This is a genomic window from Hydrogenophaga sp. FW305-3-2-15-A-LB1, from assembly GCF_058787875.1.
In genome coordinates, this window is the sequence record NZ_JBYTAE010000048.1 from 26,493 (window position 1) to 46,597 (window position 20,105).

Sequence of the window (20,105 nt, forward strand, 5' to 3'; positions counted from 1 at the left end):
GGCTGCGTTATCCGTTGAGGTCGTCGGCCAGCTGCTGCGCGGCCTCGAAGTCGAGGTCGCCGCTGTAGATCGAGCGGCCACAGATCACGCCTTCGACGCCTTCGTCTTCCACGGCGCACAGCGCGCGGATGTCTTCCAGGTTGGACAGGCCGCCCGAGGCGATCACGGGAATCGACAGCGCCTGCGCCAGCTTGACGGTGGCCTCGATGTTGATGCCCGAAAGCATGCCGTCGCGGCCGATGTCGGTGTAGATGATGCCTTCGACGCCGTAGTCCTCGAACTTCTTGCCCAGGTCCACCACCTCGTGGCCGGTGAGCTTGCTCCAGCCATCGGTGGCAACCTTGCCGTCCTTGGCGTCCAGGCCCACGATGATGTGGCCGCCGAACGCCGTGCAGGCGTCCTGCAGGAAGCCTGGGTTCTTCACCGCCGCCGTGCCGATGATCACGTAGCGCAGGCCGGCGTCCAGGTAACGCTCGATGGTGTCGAGGTCGCGGATGCCACCGCCCAGCTGCACGTCCACTTCCGAACCCACCTCCTTGAGGATGGCGCGGATCGCCTGCTCGTTCTTGGGCTTGCCAGCAAAGGCACCGTTGAGGTCCACCAGGTGCACACGGCGCGCGCCCTTGTTGACCCAGCTGCGGGCGATGGCCGCCGGGTCTTCGCCGAACACCGTGGATTGGTCCATGTCGCCCTGTTTGAGGCGAACGCACTGGCCGTCTTTCAGATCAATGGCAGGAATCAGCAGCATGATGGTGTGGGTGAAGGGCGGATGGACTCAGGGATTCCAGGACAGGAAATTGCGGTAGAGCGCCAGCCCCTGATCGGCGCTTTTTTCCGGGTGAAACTGGGTGGCAAAAATATTATCGCGGGCAATGGCCGCCGCAAAGCGCCCGCCGTAGTCCGCTTCACCCACGCTGTGCACTGCCTGGGCAGGGCGGGCGTAGAAGCTGTGCACAAAATAGAAATAGGCGCCGTCCGCGATGCCCGACCACAGCGGGTGGGCCGGGCCCCGGCCCAGTTCGTGAGACACCGAGTTCCACCCCATCTGGGGCACCTTGAAACGGCTGCCATCGGCCTGCAAACGCCCTTCCAGCTGGAAACGCACGACTTCGCCGGGGATCAGGCCCAGGCCGTCGGTCGGTCCTTCCTCGCTGCGGTCCAGCAACATCTGCATGCCCACGCAGACACCGAACAGCGGTTTGTGGGCGGCAGCGTGCAGCACGGCCTCCAGCAAACCGGACGCGGCAAGCTCACGCATGCAATCGCCCATGTGGCCCTGGCCGGGCAGCACCACGCGGTCGGCGTCCAGCACCTCCTGGGCCTGGGCGGTGACGCGCACCTCCACGTCCTGCGCGCGCGCCACGTGTTGCACCGCCTGCGATACCGAGCGCAGGTTCCCGCTGCCGTAGTCCACCACGGCGACCGTCTTGCGTTTCATCGGGGTGAAGAACTCAGAGCGAGCCTTTGGTCGAGGGAATCACGTCGCCCATGCGCGGGTCGCGCTCCAGGGCCATGCGCAGTGCACGGGCGAAAGCCTTGAACACGGTTTCGGCCTGGTGGTGGGCGTTTTCGCCGTGCAGGTTGTCGATGTGCAGGGTCACGCCGGCGTGGTTGACGAAGCCCTGGAAGAACTCGAAGGCGAGCTGCGTGTCGAAGCCACCGACCATGCCGCTCTTGAACGGCACGCGCATGTGCAGGCCCGGGCGGCCCGAGAAATCGATCACGACGCGCGACAGGGCCTCGTCCAGCGGCACGTAGGCGTGGCCGTAGCGGCGGATGCCCTTCTTGTCGCCCACGGCCTGCGCAAAGGCCTGGCCCAGCGTGATGCCCACGTCTTCCACCGTGTGGTGGCCGTCGATGTGCAGGTCGCCCTTGGCCTGCACGTCGAGGTCGATCAACCCGTGGCGGGCGATCTGGTCCAGCATGTGGTCGAAGAAACCGATGCCGGTGGACAGGCTGGCCTGTCCCGTGCCGTCGAGGTTGATGCGCACGCCGATCTGCGTCTCCGAGGTGTTGCGTTGCACTTGGGCCACGCGGTCGGACACGGCGGGGGCGGGAGGCGTCTGGGTCATAGGGCGGTCTGGAGGGCTCGGATCAGCTGGGCGTTTTCCGACGGTGTACCCACCGTCAGGCGCAGACAATGGGTCAGCAAAGGATGCATTCTAGAAACATTCTTCACCAGAATCCCCTGGGCCTTGAGCGCATCGAAGCAGCGTTGTGCATCGGGCACACGCACCAGCACCATGTTGGCCTCGCTCGGGAAGGGCGTGACGCCCGGCATGGCTGCCAGCGCGTCGATCAGCAAAGCGCGCTGTTCGCGGATCTGCGCGGCCTGGTCGGCGAACACTTCGGCGTGCTCCAGCGCGAACAGGGCGCACTCGGCGTTGAGCACGCTCACGTTGTACGGCGGGCGCAGTTTGTCGATCTCGTGCACCAGCGCCTGCGCACCCACCATGTAGCCGATGCGCACGCCGGCCAGGCCGAACTTGGAGAGGGTGCGCATGAGCAGCACGTGCGCATGGGCCGCCGGCTGGGCGCGGATCTCGTCCAGCCAGCTGTGGCTGGAGAACGGCTGGTAGGCCTCGTCCATCACCACCAGGCCACCGAAACCGGCCGCCTCGGCGATCAGGCGGCGGATGGTGTCCGCGTTCCAGAGGTTGGCGGTGGGGTTGTTGGGGTAGGCGATGTAGGTGATGGCCGGCTTGTGCTCGCGCATCGCGGCCAGCATGGCCGGCTCGTCCAGCTCGAAATCGGCCGTGAGCGGCACGCCCACGAACTTCAGGCCCTGCAGCTGGGCGCTCATGGCGTACATGACGAAACCCGGCAGGGGGGCCAGGATGGTGGCGCCCGGCAGGTCGCAGCCCATGGCCAGCAGCGAAATCAGTTCATCCGAGCCATTGCCCAGCATAAGGCCGCAGCCCGCAGGCAGGTCCACGTGACGGGCCAGTGCCTGCTTGAGCTCGTCGATGCGGGCGCCGGGGTAGCGGTGGATGGCCACCGCGCCCAGGCGCGCGCCCAACTCGGCCTGCAGGGCGGGCGGCAGGGCGAACGGGTTCTCCATCGCATCGAGCTTGACCATGCCGGTCGAGTCCTGGACGGCGTAGGCGTGCATGGACTGCACGTCCTGGCGGATCGTGTTCAAAGGGTTCTGGCTCATGAGGCACCCCGCATCGGCGGCACGTCCTTGAGCCGCATTTCGGCCGCGCGCGCATGCGCCTGCAGGCCCTCGCCATAGGCCATTTCGGCCGCGATGGCGCCCAGGCTCTGCGCGCCGGCCTGGCTCACCTCGATCAGGCTGCTGCGTTTCTGGAAGTCGTACACGCCCAAAGGCGAGGAAAAACGCGCGGTGCCGCTGGTGGGCAACACGTGGTTGGGGCCGGCGCAGTAGTCGCCCAGGCTTTCGCTGGTGTACGCGCCGAGGAAGATGGCACCCGCGTGCCGCAGCAGAGGCTCCCAGCGGTGCGGCTCGCCGCTGGACACCTCCAGGTGCTCGGGAGCGATGCGGTTGCTGATCGCGCAGGCCTCTTCCATGTCGCGGGTGTGGATCAGCGCTCCCCGGTCGTTCAAGCTCTTGGCAATGATGGCCGCGCGCGGCATGCTGGGCAGCAGGCGGTCGATCTCGCGCTGCACCGCGTCGATGTAGGCAGCGTCCGGGCACAGCAGGATGCTCTGGGCCAACTCGTCGTGCTCGGCCTGGCTGAAGAGGTCCATCGCCACCCATTCGGCTGGCGTGCTGCCGTCGGCCAGCACCAGGATTTCGCTCGGGCCGGCGATCATGTCGATGCCCACGGTGCCGAACACGCGCTTCTTGGCGCTGGCCACGTAGGCGTTGCCGGGGCCGGTGATCTTGTCGACCTTGGGCACGGTGGCCGTGCCGTAGGCCAGCGCGGCCACGGCCTGCGCGCCGCCGATGGTGAAGGCGCGGGTGACGCCGGCCACGTAGGCCGCCGCGAGCACCAGGTCGTTGCGCTCGCCGCGCGCCGAGGTGTCCGAACCACTGCCGCCGGTGGCCACACTGCCGCGCACCGGCGTGGGCACCACCATGATGATTTCCTGCACGCCGGCCACGTGCGCGGGCACGGCGTTCATGATCAGGCTGGACGGGTAGGCCGCCTTGCCGCCGGGCACGTAGATGCCCACGCGGTCCAGCGGCGTCACTTTCTGGCCCAGCAAGGTGCCGTCCTCGTCGCGGTAGCTCCAGCTTTCGCCGCCGGCCTTCTTCTGCGCTTCGTGGTAGCTGCGCACGCGGCGCGTGGCGGCCTGCAGGGCCTCGCGCTGGGCCGCTGGCAGGCCATCGAACGCGGCCTTGAAGTCGGCTTGCGTCAACTCCAGGTCGGCCATGCCGTCCGCCGTCAGGCCGTCGAAGCGCGCCGTGTATTCCAGCACCGCCGCATCGCCGCGCTCGCGCACATCGGCCAGGATGTCGGCCACGCGCTGCTCGATCGCCCCGTCGGTCTCGGCCGACCAATGCAGGCGGGCCGCGAACTGCGCCTCGAAATCCGCGGCGGTGGTGGACAGGCGGGCTGGGCGGGCGAAGAGGCTCATGAGGAGACGGGGTCCTTTTCGATGGCTTGCGCGAAGGCGTCGATGATGGGGCGGATGGCCGCCTGCTTGAGCTTGAGCGAGGCCTGGTTGACCACCAGGCGAGCGCTGATGTCCATGATGCGTTCGACCTCGACCAGGTGGTTGGCCTTGAGCGTGTTGCCGGTGGAGACCAGGTCGACGATGGCGTCGGCCAGGCCGGTCAGCGGCGCCAGCTCCATGCTGCCGTAGAGCTTGATCAGGTCCACGTGCACGCCCTTGCCCGCGAAGAACTCGCGCGCGATGGTGGTGTATTTGGTGGCGACCTTCAGGCGCGAACCCTGGCGCACGGCCGAGGCGTAGTCGAAGTCGGCGCGCACCGCCACGCTCACGCGGCAGCGCGAGATGTGGAGGTCCAGCGGCTGGTACAGGCCCTGGCCACCGTGTTCGATCAGCGTGTCCTTGCCGGTCACGCCGATGTCGGCACCGCCATATTCCACATAGGTGGGCACATCGGTCGCACGCACCAGCACCACACGCACCTCGGGGTTGCTGGTCGGCAGGATGAGCTTGCGCGACTTCTCGGGGTCTTCCAGCACCTCGATGCCCGCGGCCTTGAGCAGCGGCAGGGTCTCGTCGAAGATGCGGCCTTTGGAGAGGGCGAGAGTGATCATTTGATGCGTTCGATGTCCGCGCCGATGCCGCGCAGTTTGGCTTCCATCTGGTCGTAACCGCGGTCCAGGTGGTAGATGCGGTCGACGATGGTTTCACCGTCGGCCACGAGGCCGGCGATCACCAGGCTGGCCGAAGCGCGCAGGTCGGTGGCCATCACGGTGGCACCCGACAGGCGAGGAATGCCCTCGATGATCGCCACCTTGCCGTCCGTCTGGATGCGCGCGCCCAGCCGCACCAGCTCGTTGACGTGCATGAAGCGGTTTTCGAAGATGGTCTCGGTCACCTTGCTCGCGCCGTCGGCGATGCAGTTGAGCGTCATGAACTGGGCCTGCATGTCGGTCGGGAAGCCCGGGTACTCGGTGGTGCGGAAGCTCTGCGCCTTCAGGCGGCCGGAGGCGCACACGCGGATGAAGTCACCACGCGCGTCTTTGCCGGCCTCGATCTGGGCCCCCGCCTCGCGCAGCTTGTCGATCACGGCGTCGAGGTGGTCGGCGCGGCCATGGCGCAGCACCACGTCGCCACCCGCGGCGGCCACGGCGCACAGGAAAGTGCCGGTCTCGATGCGGTCGGCCACCACCTGGTGCGTGCAGCCCTGCAGGCGGTCCACGCCCTGCACGTGGATGCGGCTGGTGCCGTGGCCCTCGATCTTCGCGCCCATGGCGATCAGCATTTCCGCCAGGTCACCGATCTCGGGTTCCTGCGCCGCGTTCTCCAGCACCGTCTCGCCCTGGGCGAGCGCGGCGGCCATGAGGAAGTTCTCGGTGCCGGTGACGGTCACCATGTCGGTGGCGATGCGCGCGCCGTGCAGACGCGTCTTGCCCGCGGGCAGCTTCGCGACCATGTAGCCGTGCTCGACCACGATCTCCGCGCCCATGGCCTGCATGCCCTTGATGTGCTGGTCCACCGGCCGGGAGCCGATGGCACAGCCGCCCGGCAGCGACACGCGGGCGTGACCAAAGCGCGCCAGCAGCGGGCCAAGGACCAGCACCGACGCGCGCATGGTCTTGACCAGCTCGTACGGCGCCTCGGCCTTGATCGGGTCGGCCGCCTGCAGGGTGATGCCGCTGCGGTCCTCCCGGGTCTGCGTCTGCACGCCCATGTTGTCGAGCAGCTTGCGCATGGTGACCACATCCTGCAGACGCGGCAGGTTGTTCAGCGTCACCGGCTCGGACGTGAGCAGCGCGGCGCACAGTTCGGGCAGCGCGGCGTTCTTGGCGCCGGAGATGGTCACCTCACCCTGCAGGGTGCGGCCGCCGTTGATTCGCAGTTTGTCCATGGGGCGCGTCAGTTACGGGGTTGTGTGGCCCATTCGGCGGGCGTGAAGGTCTTCATCGACAGGGCATGCACCTCGTCGGTCTGGATGCGTCCGCCCAGCGTGCCGTAGACGGCCTGGTGGCGCTTGATCAGCCGCTGGCCCTCGAACGCGGGCGAGACGATGACCGCCGCCCAGTGGCGGCCGTCACCGGTGACTTCGAGGTGCTCGCAGGGCAGGCCGGCGGCGATGAGGGATTGCAGTTCTTCAGCGGTCATGGGGTTTCGTCAGTGCCGGATCTTGTAGCCGGTCTTGAGCAGGTGCAGCGCGATCGCGCTCACCACGGCCAGCGCGCTGCCCACCAGGGCCAGGCTGATCCAGGGCGACACGTCGCTCACCCCGAAGAAGCCATAGCGGAAGCCGTCGATCATGTAGAAGAACGGGTTGAGGTGGCTCACGCGCTGCCAGAAAGCGGGCAGGGAATGGATGGAGTAGAACACGCCCGAGAGGAAGGTCATGGGCATGATGATGAAGTTCTGGAACGCGGCCATCTGGTCGAATTTCTCGGCCCAGAGCCCGGCAATCAGCCCCAGCGTGCCCAGCAGCGCCGCGCCCATGAAGCCGAAGGCCAGGATCCACAGCGGCGCCACCAGCGAGGGCTGCGCGAACCACCAGGTGACCAGCATCACGCCCAGGCCCACGGCCAGGCCACGCACGATGGACGAGCCCACGTAGGCCACGAACCAGGCGCGGTGCGACAGCGGCGTGAGCAGCAGGAACACCAGATTGCCCATGATCTTGCTCTGGATCAGCGAGGACGAGCTGTTGGCAAAGGCGTTCTGCAGCACGCTCATCATCACCAGGCCGGGCAGCAGGAAGGCGGTGTAGCTCACCGAGTCGTAGACCTGCACCCGGTCTTCGAGCACGTGGCCAAAGATCATGAGGTAGAGGATGGCCGTGATGACGGGCGCGGCCACGGTCTGGAAGCCGACCTTCCAGAAGCGCAGCACTTCCTTGTAGAACAGGGTTTGCCAGCCGGTCATGCTGCGACCTCCGCGGGCGAGCTGGCGCGCGGTTGCGCACCAGTGAGGTCCAGGAACACGTCTTCCAGATCGGCCTTGCGGATCTCGATGTCCTCGGGGGAGACACCCACCTCGCGCAGGCGCGCCAGGATGCGCTCGACCGCCAACGCGTCGTTGGCCGGCAGTTGCACCACGCGGCCGGTGATGCGGGCCTGCACGGCGAGATCGATCGGCAGGGCCGCGTCGGTCTTGAAGCGCAGCACGTTGGAGGCTGCACGCGCCAGCAGCGCGGAGGTGGATTCGAGCGCCACCACCCTGCCCTGCTTGAGCATGGCGATGCGACCGCACAGGGCCTCGGCCTCTTCCAGGTAGTGCGTGGTCAGCAGCACCGTGCTGCCCAGGCGCTTGTTGAGGTCCGAGACGAACTGCCAAAGGGTCTGACGCAGCTCCACGTCCACGCCAGCGGTGGGCTCGTCGAGCACGATCACCGGCGGCTTGTGCACCAGCGCCTGCGCGATCAGCACGCGGCGCTTCATGCCGCCCGAGAGCTGGCGCATGTTGGCCGTGGCCTTGTCGGCCAGGCCCAGGCCTTCGAGCAGTTCGTCGATCCAGGCGTCGTTGCGCTGGATGCCGAAGTAACCGGACTGGATGCGCAAGGCCTCGCGCACGTTGAAGAAGGGGTCGAACACCAGTTCCTGCGGCACCACGCCGAGCTGGCGGCGGGCGGTGGCGTAGTCGGCCTGCACGTCGGCGCCGTGCACCAGCACGCGGCCCGAGGTGGCGCGCGCCAGGCCCGCGAGCACGCTGATGAGGGTGGTCTTGCCCGCACCGTTGGGGCCGAGCAGGCCGAAGAACTCGCCGGGTTCGATGTCGAAGGACACCGATTGCAGCGCGTGCAGGTCACCGCGCGGGGTCGAGTAGGTCTTGGAAACGTGCTGGAAGGAGACGGCTGGCATGCGCGGGCGGGACCCATGGGTCACCGGCCACGGGGCAGGACATCTGGCGCCCGCCGGTGAACCGGGTATTTTATGCGCGCCCCTCCCGCCGCGCTGGCGCGGGGTCGCTTGGCCGCGCCTCAGGCCGCGAGCAGTTCGTGCACGCCGTAGAGCGAGGCGAGGTCTTCCAGCCGCCGGGGCCAGCCGCTGACCTGCAAGGCCTTGCCCTGGGTCAACAGGCGGCGGCGCAGCTCCAGCAGCACCGACAGCGCCGAGGAGTCGAACACCTGCAACGGGCGGGCGTTGACCACCACCGTGGCCTCCGACTGGCCGGCCAGCTCACCGCCGAGGCGCGCCAGGGTCTGGTCCGCCTCGGCCAAAGTCAGCCGCTCGGGCAATTCAAGCGTGGTAGGCATGGCGTCAGCTGGCCTTGGGGGCCGCACCGCTCTTGTTGCGCTGCGCCAGCGACGCGATCAGGCCGTCGATGCCCTTGCTGCTGATTTCCTGGGCGAACTGGGTGCGGTAGGTTTCGACCAGCCAGACGCCGAGCACGTTCAGGTCATAGATCTTCCAGCCACTGGGCGTCTTTTCCATGCGGTAGTCGAGCTGGATCGGATCGCCCTTGCCCCGCACCTCGGAGCGCACCACCACCTCGGTGTCCTCGGGCTTGGAGCGCATCGGGCGGAAGCTCAGGGTCTGGTCCCGGACCTCGCCCAACGCGCCCGAATAGGTACGCACCAGCAGGGTCTTGAACTCGTCCTGCAGCTGCTTCTGCTGTTCGGGCGTGGCCTGGCGCCAGTAGCGGCCCACCACGGAAGCGGTCATGCGCGAGAAATTCACGTTGGGCATGATCTTGCTGTCCACCAGCGCGATGATGCGGTTCACGTCACCCGCCTGGATGGCCGGGTCGGCCTTGATGGTGGCCAACACCTCGGCGGACAGGCGCTTGACCATGGCGTCCGGCGCCTCGTCCTGTGCGAGCGCGGGAAGCGAGACAACACCCGCCGCGGCAGACATCAACAGGGCGGCGAGCCAGGAGCGGCGTTTCATCATGTGGTTCCTTTCGAGGCCAAGCGGCCTTGCTGCAGACACCGCAGCGTAGTTCATCCGAGGGTCCGGATTGTGAAGCGGTTCCCCCTCAATCGTTGCGATTCGTATCCGTGTGGCCGTCCTCACTGCTCACCGTCGCCCAGCCCGATGCCCTTGTCGATCAGGTCTTCGATCTGGTTTTGCCGGCGGTTGAGGTAGAAATCGCGCATGAAGCTGTATTTGTCCAGTGCGGCGTCGTCCAGCAGGGTGCCGGCGCGCAGCAGCCCGGCGCGGGTGTCGACCACGCGCAGCGCCATCAGGAAGTTGCGCGTGGGCACATGGTCCACACCCGTCACGGGGTCGCCGACCACGTCCACGATCAAGCCCGTGCCGTCGCGCACCGACGAGGGCCCCAGGAGCGGCAGCACCAGGTAAGGGCCCGACGGCGCGCCCCAGCGACCCATCGTCTGGCCAAAATCCAGGCGCGTGCGGGGGATGCCCATTTCACTGGCGATGTCGAGCAAGCCGGCCAGGCCGAACACCGTGTTCACGCTGAAACGCATGAGGTTTTCGGTCGCCTCGCGCGGGCGCAGTTGCAGGCCGGCATTCACCGAGGACCAGAGGTCGCCCAGGTTGCCGAAGAAGTTGCCCACGCCGGTGCGCACCGGGCTGGGCGTGACCTTCTGGTAGGCGGTGGCGACGGGCTTGAGCACCGCCGTGTCCACGGCATCGTTGAACTGGTAGACGCCACGGTTGAACGGTTCGAGCGGATCGCGCGGGTTGGCGTCCGGGCCCGTGGCGCAGCCGGCCATCAATGAAAACGTCAGCGCCAGCATGGCGCCTTTGCAGACCGCCCCGATGGGGCTGTGGAGGTGTGTCATGTTGTGGGTTCCCCTGGGTTGTGCACCCGGCTGTTGTTTTTGCGAACAGCCTGCATTTTCGGCGCCCCTGGAATGCCTTCGTGAGGGGCGTTGCAAAGCCCCCACAGCGCTATTTCGCCGTTTCGACTTCCTTGTTGTTGCTGCCATCGGCGGCGCGGCTGAAGAGAAACTGGCTGATCAGGTTCTCCAGGACGATGGCCGATTGCGTCTGGGTCACCACGTCGCCGTCGGCGAAGTTGCGCTCGTCGCCACCCGGCTCGATGCCGATGTACTGCTCGCCGAGCAGGCCACTGGTGAGGATCTTGAGCGAGCTGTCCTTGGGGAAGGCGTAGCGCGATTGCAGCTCCAGCCGGATGTTGGCCTGGAAGGTCTTGTCGTCGAAGGTGATGGACTCGACACGACCGACCAGCACGCCGGCGCTGCGCACGGCCGCCTTGGGCTTGAGGCCGCCGATGTTGTCGAAGCGGCCGACCACGTGGTAGGTCTTCTCGAAATTCAGGCTGAGCAGGTTGGCCGACTGCAGCGCGAGAAACAGGATGGCGGCCGCGCCGATCAGCACGAACAGCCCCACCCAGACGTCATTTTTGGAAGTTTGCATGTCCGTCCACTCCAATCAGATGCTGAACATCATGGCGGTGAGGACAAAGTCCAGCGCCAGCACGCTCAGCGAAGCCACCACCACCGTGCGGGTGGTGGCGCGAGAAACCCCTTCGGGCGTGGGATGCGCATCGAAGCCCTGCAGCAGGGCCACGAAGGTGACGGCGAAGCCGAACACCACGCTCTTGATGATGCCGTTGCCCACATCGGCCCAGACGTCCACCCCGCCTTGCATCTGGCTCCAGAAGGCGCCGCCGTCCAGGCCGATGAGCAGCACGCCCACCACCCAGCCACCCACGATGCCCACGGCGCTGAACACCGCAGCGAGCAGGGGCATGGTGATGACGCCGGCCACGAAACGCGGCGCCAGCACGCGGCGCACCGGGTCCACGGCCATCATTTCCATGGCGCTGAGCTGCTCGCCGGCCTTCATGAGGCCGATCTCGGCCGTGAGCGAGGTGCCGGCACGGCCCGCGAACAGCAGGGCCGTGACCACCGGACCGAGCTCGCGCATGAGCGAGAGCGCCACCAGCAGGCCCAGCGCTTCGGTGGCGCCGTAGCGCTGCAGCGTGTAGTAACCCTGCAGGCTGAGCACGAAGCCGACGAACAGGCCGGAGACGCTGATGATGGCCAGTGAGTGGTTGCCCAGGAAATGGATCTGGTCTCGCACCAGCGAGGGCCGGCGCAGCGCGGCGCCCATCAGCCACACCAGGCGCCCGAACAGGCGGGTGCCATGACCGATGCCGGCGAGTTGCAGGCGCACCGCACGGCCCACGCGGGCGGGATGCAGGGCATTCATGGGCGTGCTCCCCGGCGGGTGGGGCCGAAATCTTCCAGGAGTTCCGGGCCCGGGTGGTGGAAACGCACCGGCCCGTCGGGCAGGGCGTTGACGAACTGGTGCACCAGCGGATCCTGACTGTGCCGCACTTCCTCGGGCGTGCCCTGGGCGGCGATCTTGCCGTTGGCCAGCACGATCACTTGGTCGGCGATATGGAAGGTTTCGTCGAGGTCGTGCGAGACCACGATGCTGGTCAGCCCCATGGCATCGTTGAGCTGGCGAATCAGGCGCGCGGCGGTGCCGAGCGAAATCGGGTCCAGGCCGGCGAAGGGCTCGTCGTACATCACGAGTTCGGGGTCCAGCGCGATCGCGCGCGCCAGCGCCACGCGCCGGGCCATGCCGCCGGAGAGCTCGCTGGGCATGAGGTCGCGTGCACCGCGCAGGCCGACCGCGTTGAGCTTCATCAACACGATGTCGCGCACCATGGCTTCGGGCAACTGCGTGTGCTCGCGCAACGGGAAGGCCACGTTGTCGAACACACTCATGTCGGTGAACAAGGCGCCGAACTGGAACAGCATGCCCATGCGCCGACGCGCTTCGTACAGCGCCTTCGGGCCCATGGTGGTGACGTCCTGTCCGTCGAACAGGGTCTGGCCGGACTGGCCGCGGATCTGACCACCGATCAACTTCAGCACCGTGGTCTTGCCGCCGCCGGACGCACCCATGAGCGCCGTGACCTTGCCACGCGGCACGGTCAGCGAGATGTTGTCGAGGATGGCGCGCTCGCCGTAACCGAAGGTCAGGTTGCGCAGTTCGACCAGAGGGGAGGTGGAGTCGGTGGGCATCAAACAAAAACCGGGCAGTTCAGCGCCCGGTTTTTGGATGATACGGGATTCAGGGGTAAACCCTCGACGCCGTTTTGTTTCGATAAATGTCAGCGAGGCAGGTCGGAGAAGCCCATCAGGAATTCGTCCACCGCGCGCGCGGCCTGGCGGCCTTCGCGGATCGCCCACACCACCAGACTCTGGCCACGGCGCATGTCGCCAGCGGCGAACACCTTGGGCACGTTGGTCGCGTAGCCACCCGTGAAGTCGGTGCTGGCCTTGGCGTTGCCGCGCGCGTCCTTCTCGACACCGAAGCCGTCCAGGATGGTGGCGACCGGGTTCACGAAGCCCATGGCGAGCAGCACCATGTCGGCCTTGTAGGTCTTTTCCGTGCCGGGGATCTCGACCAGCTTGCCGTCCTTCATCTCGACGTGCACGGTCGTGAGGCCGGTGACCTTGCCTTTTTCGCCGATGAATTCCTTGGTGGAGATGGCGAACTCGCGCACGCAGCCTTCCTCGTGGCTGGAGCTGGTGCGCAGCTTGAGCGGCCAGTAGGGCCACACCAGGGGCTTGTTCTCTTCTTCCGGCGGCTGCGGCATCACCTCGAACTGCGTGACGCTGACCGCGCCGTGGCGGTTGCTGGTGCCCACGCAGTCGCTGCCGGTGTCGCCGCCGCCGATCACGATGACGTGCTTGCCGTCGGCGCGCAGCTGGCCCTTGAGCTTGTCGCCGGCGTTGACCTTGTTCTGCTGCGGCAGGAACTCCATCGCGAAATGGATGCCGTCGAGATCGCGGCCGGGCACGGGCAGGTCGCGGCTCTGCTCGGAGCCGCCGGTCAGCAGCACGGCATCGAAGTCCTTCTGCAGCTGCTCGGGCGTGACGGTTTCCTTGGCCCAGTTCGTGACCTTGCTGCCCTTGGGCAGGGTGCCGACCATGACGCCGGTGCGGAACACCACGCCTTCGGCTTCCATCTGCTTGACGCGCAGGTCAATGTGGCTCTTCTCCATCTTGAAGTCGGGAATGCCGTAGCGCAGCAGGCCACCGACGCGGTCGTTCTTCTCGAACAGGGTCACGTCATGACCGGCGCGCGCGAGCTGCTGTGCCGCGGCCATGCCGGCCGGGCCCGAACCCACCACGGCGATCTTCTTGCCGGTCTTGTGGCGCGGCGGCTGCGGCTGCACCCAGCCTTCGGCCCAGGCGCGGTCGATGATGGCGTGCTCGATCGACTTGATGCCCACGGCGTCGTCGTTCACGTTCAGCGTGCAGGCAGCCTCGCAGGGCGCGGGGCAGATGCGGCCGGTGAACTCCGGGAAGTTGTTGGTGCTGTGCAGCACGGTGATGGCGTTCTGCCAATCGCCCTGGTACACGAGATCGTTGAAGTCCGGAATGATGTTGTTGACCGGGCAGCCGCTGTTGCAGAACGGCGTGCCGCAGTCCATGCAACGCGCGGCCTGGACCTTGGATTGCGGCTCATTGAGGCCGACGACAAATTCCTTGTAGTGCTTCAGGCGCTCGGGCACGGGCTTGTAGCCCTCTTCCAGACGCTCGTATTCCATGAAGCCGGTGACTTTTCCCATGATGCGATTCCTTCGTGTTCGTGCGTGCGGCGGGCTTACTTGGCGGGCGCCGTGGCTGTTTTCGCCGTGGTCTGGGCCTTGGTGGTGACGACGGCGGCGGCCTTGCGGGCGTGGATCTCGCCCAGGGCGCGCTTGTATTCGTTCGGGAACACCTTCACGAACTTGCCGCGCGACTGCGCCCAGGTGTCGAGCAGTTCGCGCGCGCGCTTGCTGCCGGTCCAGCGGTTGTGCTCCTCCAGCAACTTCTTCAGCTGCGCTTCGTCGCTCAGGTCGCGGTGCCAGATGGCGCGGTCCAGCGTGGTTTCCTGCTCGGTGGCGGACAGCACCTTTTCCAGGCTGACCATGGCCGTGTTGCAGCGCTTGGCGAAGTCGCCGTCCTCGTCGTACACGTAGGCAATGCCGCCGCTCATGCCGGCGGCGAAGTTGCGGCCGGTCTTGCCCAGCACCACCACGGTGCCGCCGGTCATGTATTCACAACCGTGGTCGCCCGTGCCTTCCACCACCGCGGTGGCGCCCGACAGGCGCACCGCGAACCGCTCGCCGGCCACGCCGCTGAAGAAGGCTTCACCGGTGGTGGCGCCGTACATCACGGTGTTGCCCACGATGATGTTGCGCGTGGCTTCGCCGCGGAAGTCGATGCTGGGGCGCACCACCACGCGGCCGCCGGAGAGGCCCTTGCCGGTGTAGTCGTTGGCGTCGCCGATCAGGTACAGCGTGATGCCGCGCGTGAGGAAGGCGCCGAACGACTGGCCGCCCGTGCCTTCGAGCTGGATGCGAATGGTGTCGTCCGGCAGGCCTTCGGGGTGCACCTTCGTCACGGCGCCCGAGAGCATCGCGCCCACCGAGCGGTTGACGTTGCGCGCCACCTCGATGAACTGCACGCGCTCGCCCTTGTCGATCGCCGCGCGCGACTTCTGGATCAGGATGTTGTCGAGCGACTTCTCCAGCCCGTGCTCCTGCTGCTGGGTGTGGAAACGCGGCACGTCGGCCGGCACGATCGGCTGCGCCAGCAGGCGGCCGAAGTCCAGGCCGCGCGCCTTCCAGTGTTCGATGCCCAGCTTCATGTCCAGCAGGTCGGCGCGGCCAATCAGATCGTCGAACTTGCGGATGCCCAATTGCGCCATGATCTGGCGCGCCTCTTCCGCGATGAAGAAGAAGTAGTTCACGACGTGCTCGGGCTTGCCGCTGAACTTCTTGCGCAGCACCGGGTCCTGCGTGGCCACGCCCACCGGGCAGGTGTTGAGGTGGCACTTGCGCATCATGATGCAGCCCTCGACCACCAGCGGCGCGGTGGCGAAGCCGAATTCGTCGGCGCCGAGCAGGGCACCGATCACCACGTCGCGGCCGGTTTTCATCTGGCCGTCGGCCTGCACGCGGATGCGGCTGCGCAGGCGGTTGAGCACCAGCGTCTGCTGCGTTTCGGCCAGGCCGATTTCCCAGGGGCTGCCGGCGTGCTTGATCGACGACCAGGGCGAGGCCCCCGTGCCGCCGTCGTGGCCCGCGATCACCACGTGGTCGGCCTTGCACTTGGCCACGCCCGCGGCGATGGTGCCCACGCCGATCTCGGACACCAGCTTGACGCTGATGCTGGAGTGGGGCGCGACGTTCTTCAGGTCGTGGATCAGCTGCGCCAGATCCTCGATGGAATAGATGTCGTGGTGCGGAGGCGGCGAGATCAGGCCCACGCCCGGCACGCTGTGGCGCAGCTTGCCGATGTAGTCGCTCACCTTGCCACCGGGCAGTTGGCCGCCCTCGCCGGGCTTGGCGCCCTGCGCCATCTTGATCTGGATCTGATCGGCGCTGTTGAGGTACTCGGCCGTGACGCCGAAGCGGCCCGAGGCCACCTGCTTGATCTTGGAGCGCATGGAGTCGCCCGCCTGCAGCTCGTAGTCCACCTCGAAGGTGTCCTTGCCCAGCAGGTCCGACATGGTCTGGCCCTGCTTGATCGGGATGCCCTTGAGCTCGCTGCGGTAACGCAGGGCGTCCTCGCCACCTTCACCGGTGTTGCTCTTGCCGCCGATGCGGTTCATGGCCACGGCCAGCGTCGCGTGAGCCTCGGTCGAGATGGAGCCCAGCGACATGGCGCCGGTGGCGAAGCGCTTGACGATCTCCGCCGCCGGCTCGACCTCGTCGATCGAGATCGCGGTGCTGGGGTTGATCTTGAACTCGAACAGGCCGCGCAGCGTCATGTGGCGGCGGCTCTGGTCGTTGATGAGCTGCGCGTACTCCTTGTACGTGTTCCAGTTGTTCGCTCGCGTGCTGTGCTGCAGCTTGGCGATGGCGTCGGGCGTCCACATGTGCTCTTCGCCCCGGGCGCGCCAGGCGTATTCGCCGCCGGTCTCCAGCATCGTGGCCAGCACCGGGTCGTCGCCGAAGGCGGCCTTGTGCATGCGAATGCCTTCTTCGGCGATCTCGAACACGCCGATGCCACCCACACGGCTGGCGGTGCCGGTGAAGTACTTGTCCACGGTCTCGCTGTTGAGGCCGATCGCCTCGAACAGCTGCGCGCCGCAGTAGGACATGTAGGTCGACACGCCCATCTTGGACATGATCTTGGACAGGCCCTTGCCGATCGCCTTGACGTAGTTGTAGATCGCCTTGTCCGCGCTCAGGTCGCCCGGCAGGCCCTGGCTGATCGCGGCCAGGGTTTCCATGGCCAGGTAGGGGTGCACGGCCTCGGCGCCATAGCCGGCGAGCACGGCGAAGTGGTGCACTTCGCGCGCCGTGCCGGTTTCGACCACCAGGCCGGCGGTGGTGCGCAGGCCTTCACGCACCAGATGCTGGTGGATCGCGGACAGCGCCAGCAGCGCGGGAATGGCGATCTGCGTGGCGCTGACGGCGCGGTCGCTGATGATCAGGATGTTCTTGCCACCCTTGATCGCGTCCACCGCGCTCGCGCACAGCGAGGCCAGCTTGGCTTCCACGCCTTCGCGGCCCCAGGCCGCGGGGTAGGTGATGTCCAGCGTGTGGCTGCGGAACTTGCCCTGCGTCACGGCATCGATGTCGCGCAGCTTGGCCATGTCGGCGAAGTCGAGCACCGGCTGGCTCACCTCGAGGCGCATCGGCGGGTTGACCTGGTTGATGTCCAGCAGGTTGGGCTTGGGGCCGATGAAGGACACCAGCGACATCACGATCGCTTCGCGGATCGGGTCGATCGGCGGGTTGGTCACCTGCGCGAACAGCTGCTTGAAGTAGTTGTAGAGCGGCTTGTTCTTGTCGGAGAGCACGGCCAGCGGGCTGTCGTTGCCCATGGAGCCGATGCCCTCTTCGCCGTTGGCGGCCATCGGGCTCATCAGGAACTTGATGTCTTCCTGCGTGTAGCCGAAGGCCTGCTGGCGGTCCAGCAGCTCGGGCGCCACGCGCTCGACGCCAGCGGACTGCGGCTCGGTGGCGGTGATGCGCTGCTCTTGCGCGGACTCGCCGGCCACCGGCGTTTCCACATCATCGAGGCGGATGCGCAGGTTGTCGATCCACTGCTTGTAGGGCTTGCTGTTGGCGAGGTTGGCCTTGAGCTCCTCGTCATCGATCATGCGGCCCTGTTCCAGGTCGATCAGGAACATCTTGCCGGGCTGCAGGCGCCACTTGCGCACGATCTTGTTTTCCGGCACGGGCAGCACGCCCGACTCGGAGCCCATGATCACGAAGTCGTCGTCGGTGATGCAGTAGCGCGACGGGCGCAGGCCGTTGCGGTCCAGCGTGGCGCCGATCTGGCGGCCGTCGGTGAACACGATGGAGGCCGGGCCGTCCCAGGGCTCCATCATCGCGGCGTGGTACTCGTAGAAGGCCTTGCGGCGACCGTCCATGGTGGTGTGCTGCTCCCAGGGCTCGGGAATCATCATCATCACGGCCTGGGCCAGCGGGTAACCCGCCATGGTGAGCAGCTCGAGGCAGTTGTCGAAGGTGGCGGTGTCGGACTGGCTGGCGAAGCTGATCGGGTACAGCTTCTGCAGGTCGGCCCCCAGCACCGGCGAGGACATCACGCCCTCGCGCGCCTTCATCCAGTTGTAGTTGCCCTTGACGGTGTTGATCTCGCCGTTGTGCGCGACATAGCGGTACGGGTGGGCGAGCGGCCATTCGGGAAAGGTGTTGGTCGAGAAACGCTGGTGCACCAGACCCAGGGCCGAAACGCAGCGCTCGTCTTCCAGATCACGGAAGTAGGTGCCCACCTGATCGGCCAGCAGCAGACCCTTGTAGACCACCGTGCGGCTGCTCATGCTGACCACGTAATACTCTTTGCTGTGGGTCAGCTTGAGGCGCTGGATGTTGGCGCTGGCCGTCTTGCGGATCACGTACAGCTTGCGCTCCAGCGCGTCCTGCACGATCACGTCGTTGCCGCGGCCGATGAAGACCTGGCGGATGATCGGCTCCTTCTCGCGCACCGTGGGCGACATGGGCATGTCGCGGTTGACCGGCACGTCGCGCCAGCCCAGCAGCACCTGGCCTTCGGCGGCGATCGCACGCTCCATCTCCTGCTCGCAGGCCAGGCGGCTGGCGTGCTCCTTGGGCATGAAGATCATGCCCACGCCGTACTCCCCCGCCAGCGGCAGCACCACGCCCTGGGCCGCCATCTCCTCGCGGTACAGCGCGTCGGGCAGCTGGATCAACAGCCCTGCCCCGTCGCCCATGAGCTTGTCGGCGCCGACCGCGCCCCGGTGATCCAGGTTCTCCAGGATCTTCAGACCCTGCTTCACGATGGCGTGGCTCTTCTCGCCTTTGATGTGGGCCACGAAACCCACGCCACAAGCGTCGTGCTCGTGGGAAGGGTCGTACAGACCGTGTTGCTGGAGGTGCTGTTGTTCGGCTGCCGTGGTCATGGCGCTTCCTTCTCGGTTCGTGGGCGTGAATGCAAAAACGGGACTGCGAGCTTATTGCATTGCAACAACAATGCCAAGCAGATTAAATGGGGTCAGATTCCATTCAAATCCCGACAAATTTGATCGACGTTTTATTGGGGACAGATTAAAAACGCTTTGATGACGCCGTTCCAGGCCTTTGGAGCCTTGCGTCAGGTTTCCTTGGAGAAGGTGGACGCGGGACGGCCCGGGCGGCCGCGTGCAATCCGGCGCGGGGTGCGCTTTTGCAACTCCGCGGCAAAGTCCGCATCCCCGAGCGCCCAGCCGTGCAACGTGGCGTCGGTGATGGCGCCCTGCTGCGCCACCGATTGCCCCGCATGCACCAACTCGGTGTACGCCGCTTCGCGGGCGAAGGGGGTGTTGCCCAGCCCCCAATACACGGCGGGCGGTGCGATCCGCCGGTCCGGCGTCTGCCCGATGTAGTGGCGATGGCTTGACCAGGGATGGTTTTTCGGGTCCACGACCAAGCCAGCGCGCACGGGGTTCAAGTCCAGATAAACCATGCAAGCCAGCAGGTAGCGTTCGGTCTGAACCAGCGTGGATTTGTAACGCCCTTCCCACAACGTGCCAGTGCGGTGGTACAGGTCGTTGAAGTAACGCACGTAGCGCCGCCCCACCGCCTGCATCATGAGCGGTACACCCTCCGCCGTTTCGGGCGTGAGCAGCAGATGGAAATGGTTGTCCATCAGCACATAGGCGTTGAGTGCCACCTGGTGCTTGCGCGCGTTGTCGCCCAGCAGCTCCAGCAGGAACTCGCGGTCGGCGTCGCTGCGCACGATGTCCTGGCGGTTGTTGCCGCGCTGGATCACATGGTGCGGGTAACCGGCGACGGTCAGGCGGGGAAGACGGGCCATGGTGCGGTCAGGTGGGCGTCGCCGCGAAGCGGCTCCGAAGGGAATCCGACCCCGATTATGGTCGGGCGCGCCACGCGGCCTGCAGCCGCCCCGCCAGCAGCACACCGAGCAAGGAGGAAGCGCCTGTCACGGTCCAGGTCCATTGCCAGCCGCCGACCAGGGTGGCCACCCAGGCCACCAGCGGCGGCCCGAGAAATTGACCCATGGCAGAGAACTGCTGCATCCAGCCCACCGTGGTGGACACCGTCTCGTTGTCGGGAGCGAGTTTGACCGCCAGGCCAAACAGCGTCCCGGGAATCAGCCCACC

At 66.7% G+C, this 20,105-nt stretch carries 19 protein-coding genes and 1 pseudogene; all 20 read right to left on the bottom strand.

All coding sequences use genetic code 11. The features are described 5' to 3' along the window. Window positions 1-7 precede the first annotated feature (7 nt). Window positions 8-748 (bottom strand): 1-(5-phosphoribosyl)-5-[(5-phosphoribosylamino)methylideneamino]imidazole-4-carboxamide isomerase, encoded by a 741-nt coding sequence (gene hisA, locus AC3WPZ_RS15845; protein ID WP_291121393.1) that lies wholly within the window; start codon window positions 746-748, stop codon window positions 8-10. Window positions 749-775: 27 nt separating this feature from the next. Then, entirely contained in the window at window positions 776-1,438 is a 663-nt protein-coding gene (gene hisH, locus AC3WPZ_RS15850; protein WP_492440482.1) for an imidazole glycerol phosphate synthase subunit HisH, read from the bottom strand. 13 nt (window positions 1,439-1,451) lie between these two features. Then, entirely contained in the window at window positions 1,452-2,072 is a 621-nt protein-coding gene (gene hisB / locus AC3WPZ_RS15855; RefSeq protein WP_382161405.1) for an imidazoleglycerol-phosphate dehydratase HisB, read from the bottom strand. Then, complete coding sequence (hisC, locus tag AC3WPZ_RS15860) at window positions 2,069-3,157, bottom strand: histidinol-phosphate transaminase (RefSeq protein ID WP_492440484.1); 1,089 nt, start codon at window positions 3,155-3,157, stop codon at window positions 2,069-2,071. The genes hisB and hisC overlap by 4 nt, the downstream gene beginning before the upstream one ends. Next, a complete protein-coding gene (hisD, locus tag AC3WPZ_RS15865; RefSeq protein WP_492440486.1) occupies window positions 3,154-4,545 on the bottom strand; it encodes a histidinol dehydrogenase in 1,392 nt (463 codons plus the stop codon). The genes hisC and hisD overlap by 4 nt, the downstream gene beginning before the upstream one ends. After that, the gene (gene hisG / locus AC3WPZ_RS15870; RefSeq protein WP_444688440.1) at window positions 4,542-5,195 is read right to left on the bottom strand and encodes an ATP phosphoribosyltransferase; all 654 of its coding nucleotides are present in this window, start codon (window positions 5,193-5,195) and stop codon (window positions 4,542-4,544) included. The genes hisD and hisG overlap by 4 nt, the downstream gene beginning before the upstream one ends. Further along, window positions 5,192-6,472 (bottom strand): UDP-N-acetylglucosamine 1-carboxyvinyltransferase, encoded by a 1,281-nt coding sequence (gene murA, locus AC3WPZ_RS15875; RefSeq protein ID WP_492440489.1) that lies wholly within the window; start codon window positions 6,470-6,472, stop codon window positions 5,192-5,194. The genes hisG and murA overlap by 4 nt, the downstream gene beginning before the upstream one ends. An 8-nt stretch (window positions 6,473-6,480) precedes the next feature. Then, a complete protein-coding gene (locus tag AC3WPZ_RS15880) occupies window positions 6,481-6,726 on the bottom strand; it encodes a BolA family protein (protein WP_291118478.1) in 246 nt (81 codons plus the stop codon). Between the two features lie 9 nt (window positions 6,727-6,735). Further along, a complete protein-coding gene (locus AC3WPZ_RS15885) occupies window positions 6,736-7,491 on the bottom strand; it encodes an ABC transporter permease (protein ID WP_492440491.1) in 756 nt (251 codons plus the stop codon). Next, window positions 7,488-8,426: an ABC transporter ATP-binding protein gene (locus AC3WPZ_RS15890; protein ID WP_382161421.1), complete on the bottom strand. Its 939-nt coding sequence runs from the start codon at window positions 8,424-8,426 to the stop codon at window positions 7,488-7,490. The genes AC3WPZ_RS15885 and AC3WPZ_RS15890 overlap by 4 nt, the downstream gene beginning before the upstream one ends. A gap of 119 nt (window positions 8,427-8,545) precedes the next feature. Then, the gene (locus AC3WPZ_RS15895) at window positions 8,546-8,821 is read right to left on the bottom strand and encodes an STAS domain-containing protein (RefSeq protein ID WP_382161423.1); all 276 of its coding nucleotides are present in this window, start codon (window positions 8,819-8,821) and stop codon (window positions 8,546-8,548) included. Between the two features lie 4 nt (window positions 8,822-8,825). After that, the gene (locus tag AC3WPZ_RS15900; RefSeq protein WP_492440493.1) at window positions 8,826-9,455 is read right to left on the bottom strand and encodes an MlaC/ttg2D family ABC transporter substrate-binding protein; all 630 of its coding nucleotides are present in this window, start codon (window positions 9,453-9,455) and stop codon (window positions 8,826-8,828) included. Between the two features lie 122 nt (window positions 9,456-9,577). Beyond that, entirely contained in the window at window positions 9,578-10,315 is a 738-nt protein-coding gene (locus AC3WPZ_RS15905) for an MlaA family lipoprotein (protein WP_492440495.1), read from the bottom strand. A gap of 109 nt (window positions 10,316-10,424) precedes the next feature. Further along, the gene (gene mlaD / locus AC3WPZ_RS15910; protein ID WP_492440497.1) at window positions 10,425-10,913 is read right to left on the bottom strand and encodes an outer membrane lipid asymmetry maintenance protein MlaD; all 489 of its coding nucleotides are present in this window, start codon (window positions 10,911-10,913) and stop codon (window positions 10,425-10,427) included. 15 nt (window positions 10,914-10,928) lie between these two features. After that, window positions 10,929-11,711 (bottom strand): lipid asymmetry maintenance ABC transporter permease subunit MlaE, encoded by a 783-nt coding sequence (gene mlaE / locus AC3WPZ_RS15915; RefSeq protein ID WP_297397875.1) that lies wholly within the window; start codon window positions 11,709-11,711, stop codon window positions 10,929-10,931. Then, window positions 11,708-12,535, bottom strand: coding sequence for an ABC transporter ATP-binding protein (locus AC3WPZ_RS15920; protein WP_382323351.1), 828 nt, complete (start codon window positions 12,533-12,535; stop codon window positions 11,708-11,710). The genes mlaE and AC3WPZ_RS15920 overlap by 4 nt, the downstream gene beginning before the upstream one ends. A gap of 89 nt (window positions 12,536-12,624) precedes the next feature. Continuing rightward, on the bottom strand, window positions 12,625-14,091 hold the full coding sequence (locus AC3WPZ_RS15925; protein WP_382323350.1) for a glutamate synthase subunit beta: 1,467 nt from the start codon (window positions 14,089-14,091) through the stop codon (window positions 12,625-12,627). A 35-nt stretch (window positions 14,092-14,126) separates the two neighbouring features. Continuing rightward, window positions 14,127-18,905: a glutamate synthase-related protein gene (locus AC3WPZ_RS15930; RefSeq protein ID WP_492440499.1), complete on the bottom strand. Its 4,779-nt coding sequence runs from the start codon at window positions 18,903-18,905 to the stop codon at window positions 14,127-14,129. A 191-nt stretch (window positions 18,906-19,096) separates the two neighbouring features. Next, window positions 19,097-19,798, bottom strand: coding sequence for a transposase (locus AC3WPZ_RS15935; RefSeq protein WP_492440501.1), 702 nt, complete (start codon window positions 19,796-19,798; stop codon window positions 19,097-19,099). Between the two features lie 55 nt (window positions 19,799-19,853). Further along, window positions 19,854-20,105: pseudogene (locus AC3WPZ_RS15940) on the bottom strand (MFS transporter); the annotation flags it as partial.

What these genes read in the sequence shown, in the direction of transcription:
- hisA (WP_291121393.1), bottom strand. Translation starts at nt 748, where the DNA reads ATGCTGCTGATTCCTGCCATTGATCTGAAAGACGGCCAGTGCGTTCGC.
- hisH (WP_492440482.1), bottom strand. Translation starts at nt 1,438, where the DNA reads ATGAAACGCAAGACGGTCGCCGTGGTGGACTACGGCAGCGGGAACCTG.
- hisB (WP_382161405.1), bottom strand. Translation starts at nt 2,072, where the DNA reads ATGACCCAGACGCCTCCCGCCCCCGCCGTGTCCGACCGCGTGGCCCAA.
- hisC (WP_492440484.1), bottom strand. Translation starts at nt 3,157, where the DNA reads ATGAGCCAGAACCCTTTGAACACGATCCGCCAGGACGTGCAGTCCATG.
- hisD (WP_492440486.1), bottom strand. Translation starts at nt 4,545, where the DNA reads ATGAGCCTCTTCGCCCGCCCAGCCCGCCTGTCCACCACCGCCGCGGAT.
- hisG (WP_444688440.1), bottom strand. Translation starts at nt 5,195, where the DNA reads ATGATCACTCTCGCCCTCTCCAAAGGCCGCATCTTCGACGAGACCCTG.
- murA (WP_492440489.1), bottom strand. Translation starts at nt 6,472, where the DNA reads ATGGACAAACTGCGAATCAACGGCGGCCGCACCCTGCAGGGTGAGGTG.
- AC3WPZ_RS15880 (WP_291118478.1), bottom strand. Translation starts at nt 6,726, where the DNA reads ATGACCGCTGAAGAACTGCAATCCCTCATCGCCGCCGGCCTGCCCTGC.
- AC3WPZ_RS15885 (WP_492440491.1), bottom strand. Translation starts at nt 7,491, where the DNA reads ATGACCGGCTGGCAAACCCTGTTCTACAAGGAAGTGCTGCGCTTCTGG.
- AC3WPZ_RS15890 (WP_382161421.1), bottom strand. Translation starts at nt 8,426, where the DNA reads ATGCCAGCCGTCTCCTTCCAGCACGTTTCCAAGACCTACTCGACCCCG.
- AC3WPZ_RS15895 (WP_382161423.1), bottom strand. Translation starts at nt 8,821, where the DNA reads ATGCCTACCACGCTTGAATTGCCCGAGCGGCTGACTTTGGCCGAGGCG.
- AC3WPZ_RS15900 (WP_492440493.1), bottom strand. Translation starts at nt 9,455, where the DNA reads ATGAAACGCCGCTCCTGGCTCGCCGCCCTGTTGATGTCTGCCGCGGCG.
- AC3WPZ_RS15905 (WP_492440495.1), bottom strand. Translation starts at nt 10,315, where the DNA reads ATGACACACCTCCACAGCCCCATCGGGGCGGTCTGCAAAGGCGCCATG.
- mlaD (WP_492440497.1), bottom strand. Translation starts at nt 10,913, where the DNA reads ATGCAAACTTCCAAAAATGACGTCTGGGTGGGGCTGTTCGTGCTGATC.
- mlaE (WP_297397875.1), bottom strand. Translation starts at nt 11,711, where the DNA reads ATGAATGCCCTGCATCCCGCCCGCGTGGGCCGTGCGGTGCGCCTGCAA.
- AC3WPZ_RS15920 (WP_382323351.1), bottom strand. Translation starts at nt 12,535, where the DNA reads ATGCCCACCGACTCCACCTCCCCTCTGGTCGAACTGCGCAACCTGACC.
- AC3WPZ_RS15925 (WP_382323350.1), bottom strand. Translation starts at nt 14,091, where the DNA reads ATGGGAAAAGTCACCGGCTTCATGGAATACGAGCGTCTGGAAGAGGGC.
- AC3WPZ_RS15930 (WP_492440499.1), bottom strand. Translation starts at nt 18,905, where the DNA reads ATGACCACGGCAGCCGAACAACAGCACCTCCAGCAACACGGTCTGTAC.
- AC3WPZ_RS15935 (WP_492440501.1), bottom strand. Translation starts at nt 19,798, where the DNA reads ATGGCCCGTCTTCCCCGCCTGACCGTCGCCGGTTACCCGCACCATGTG.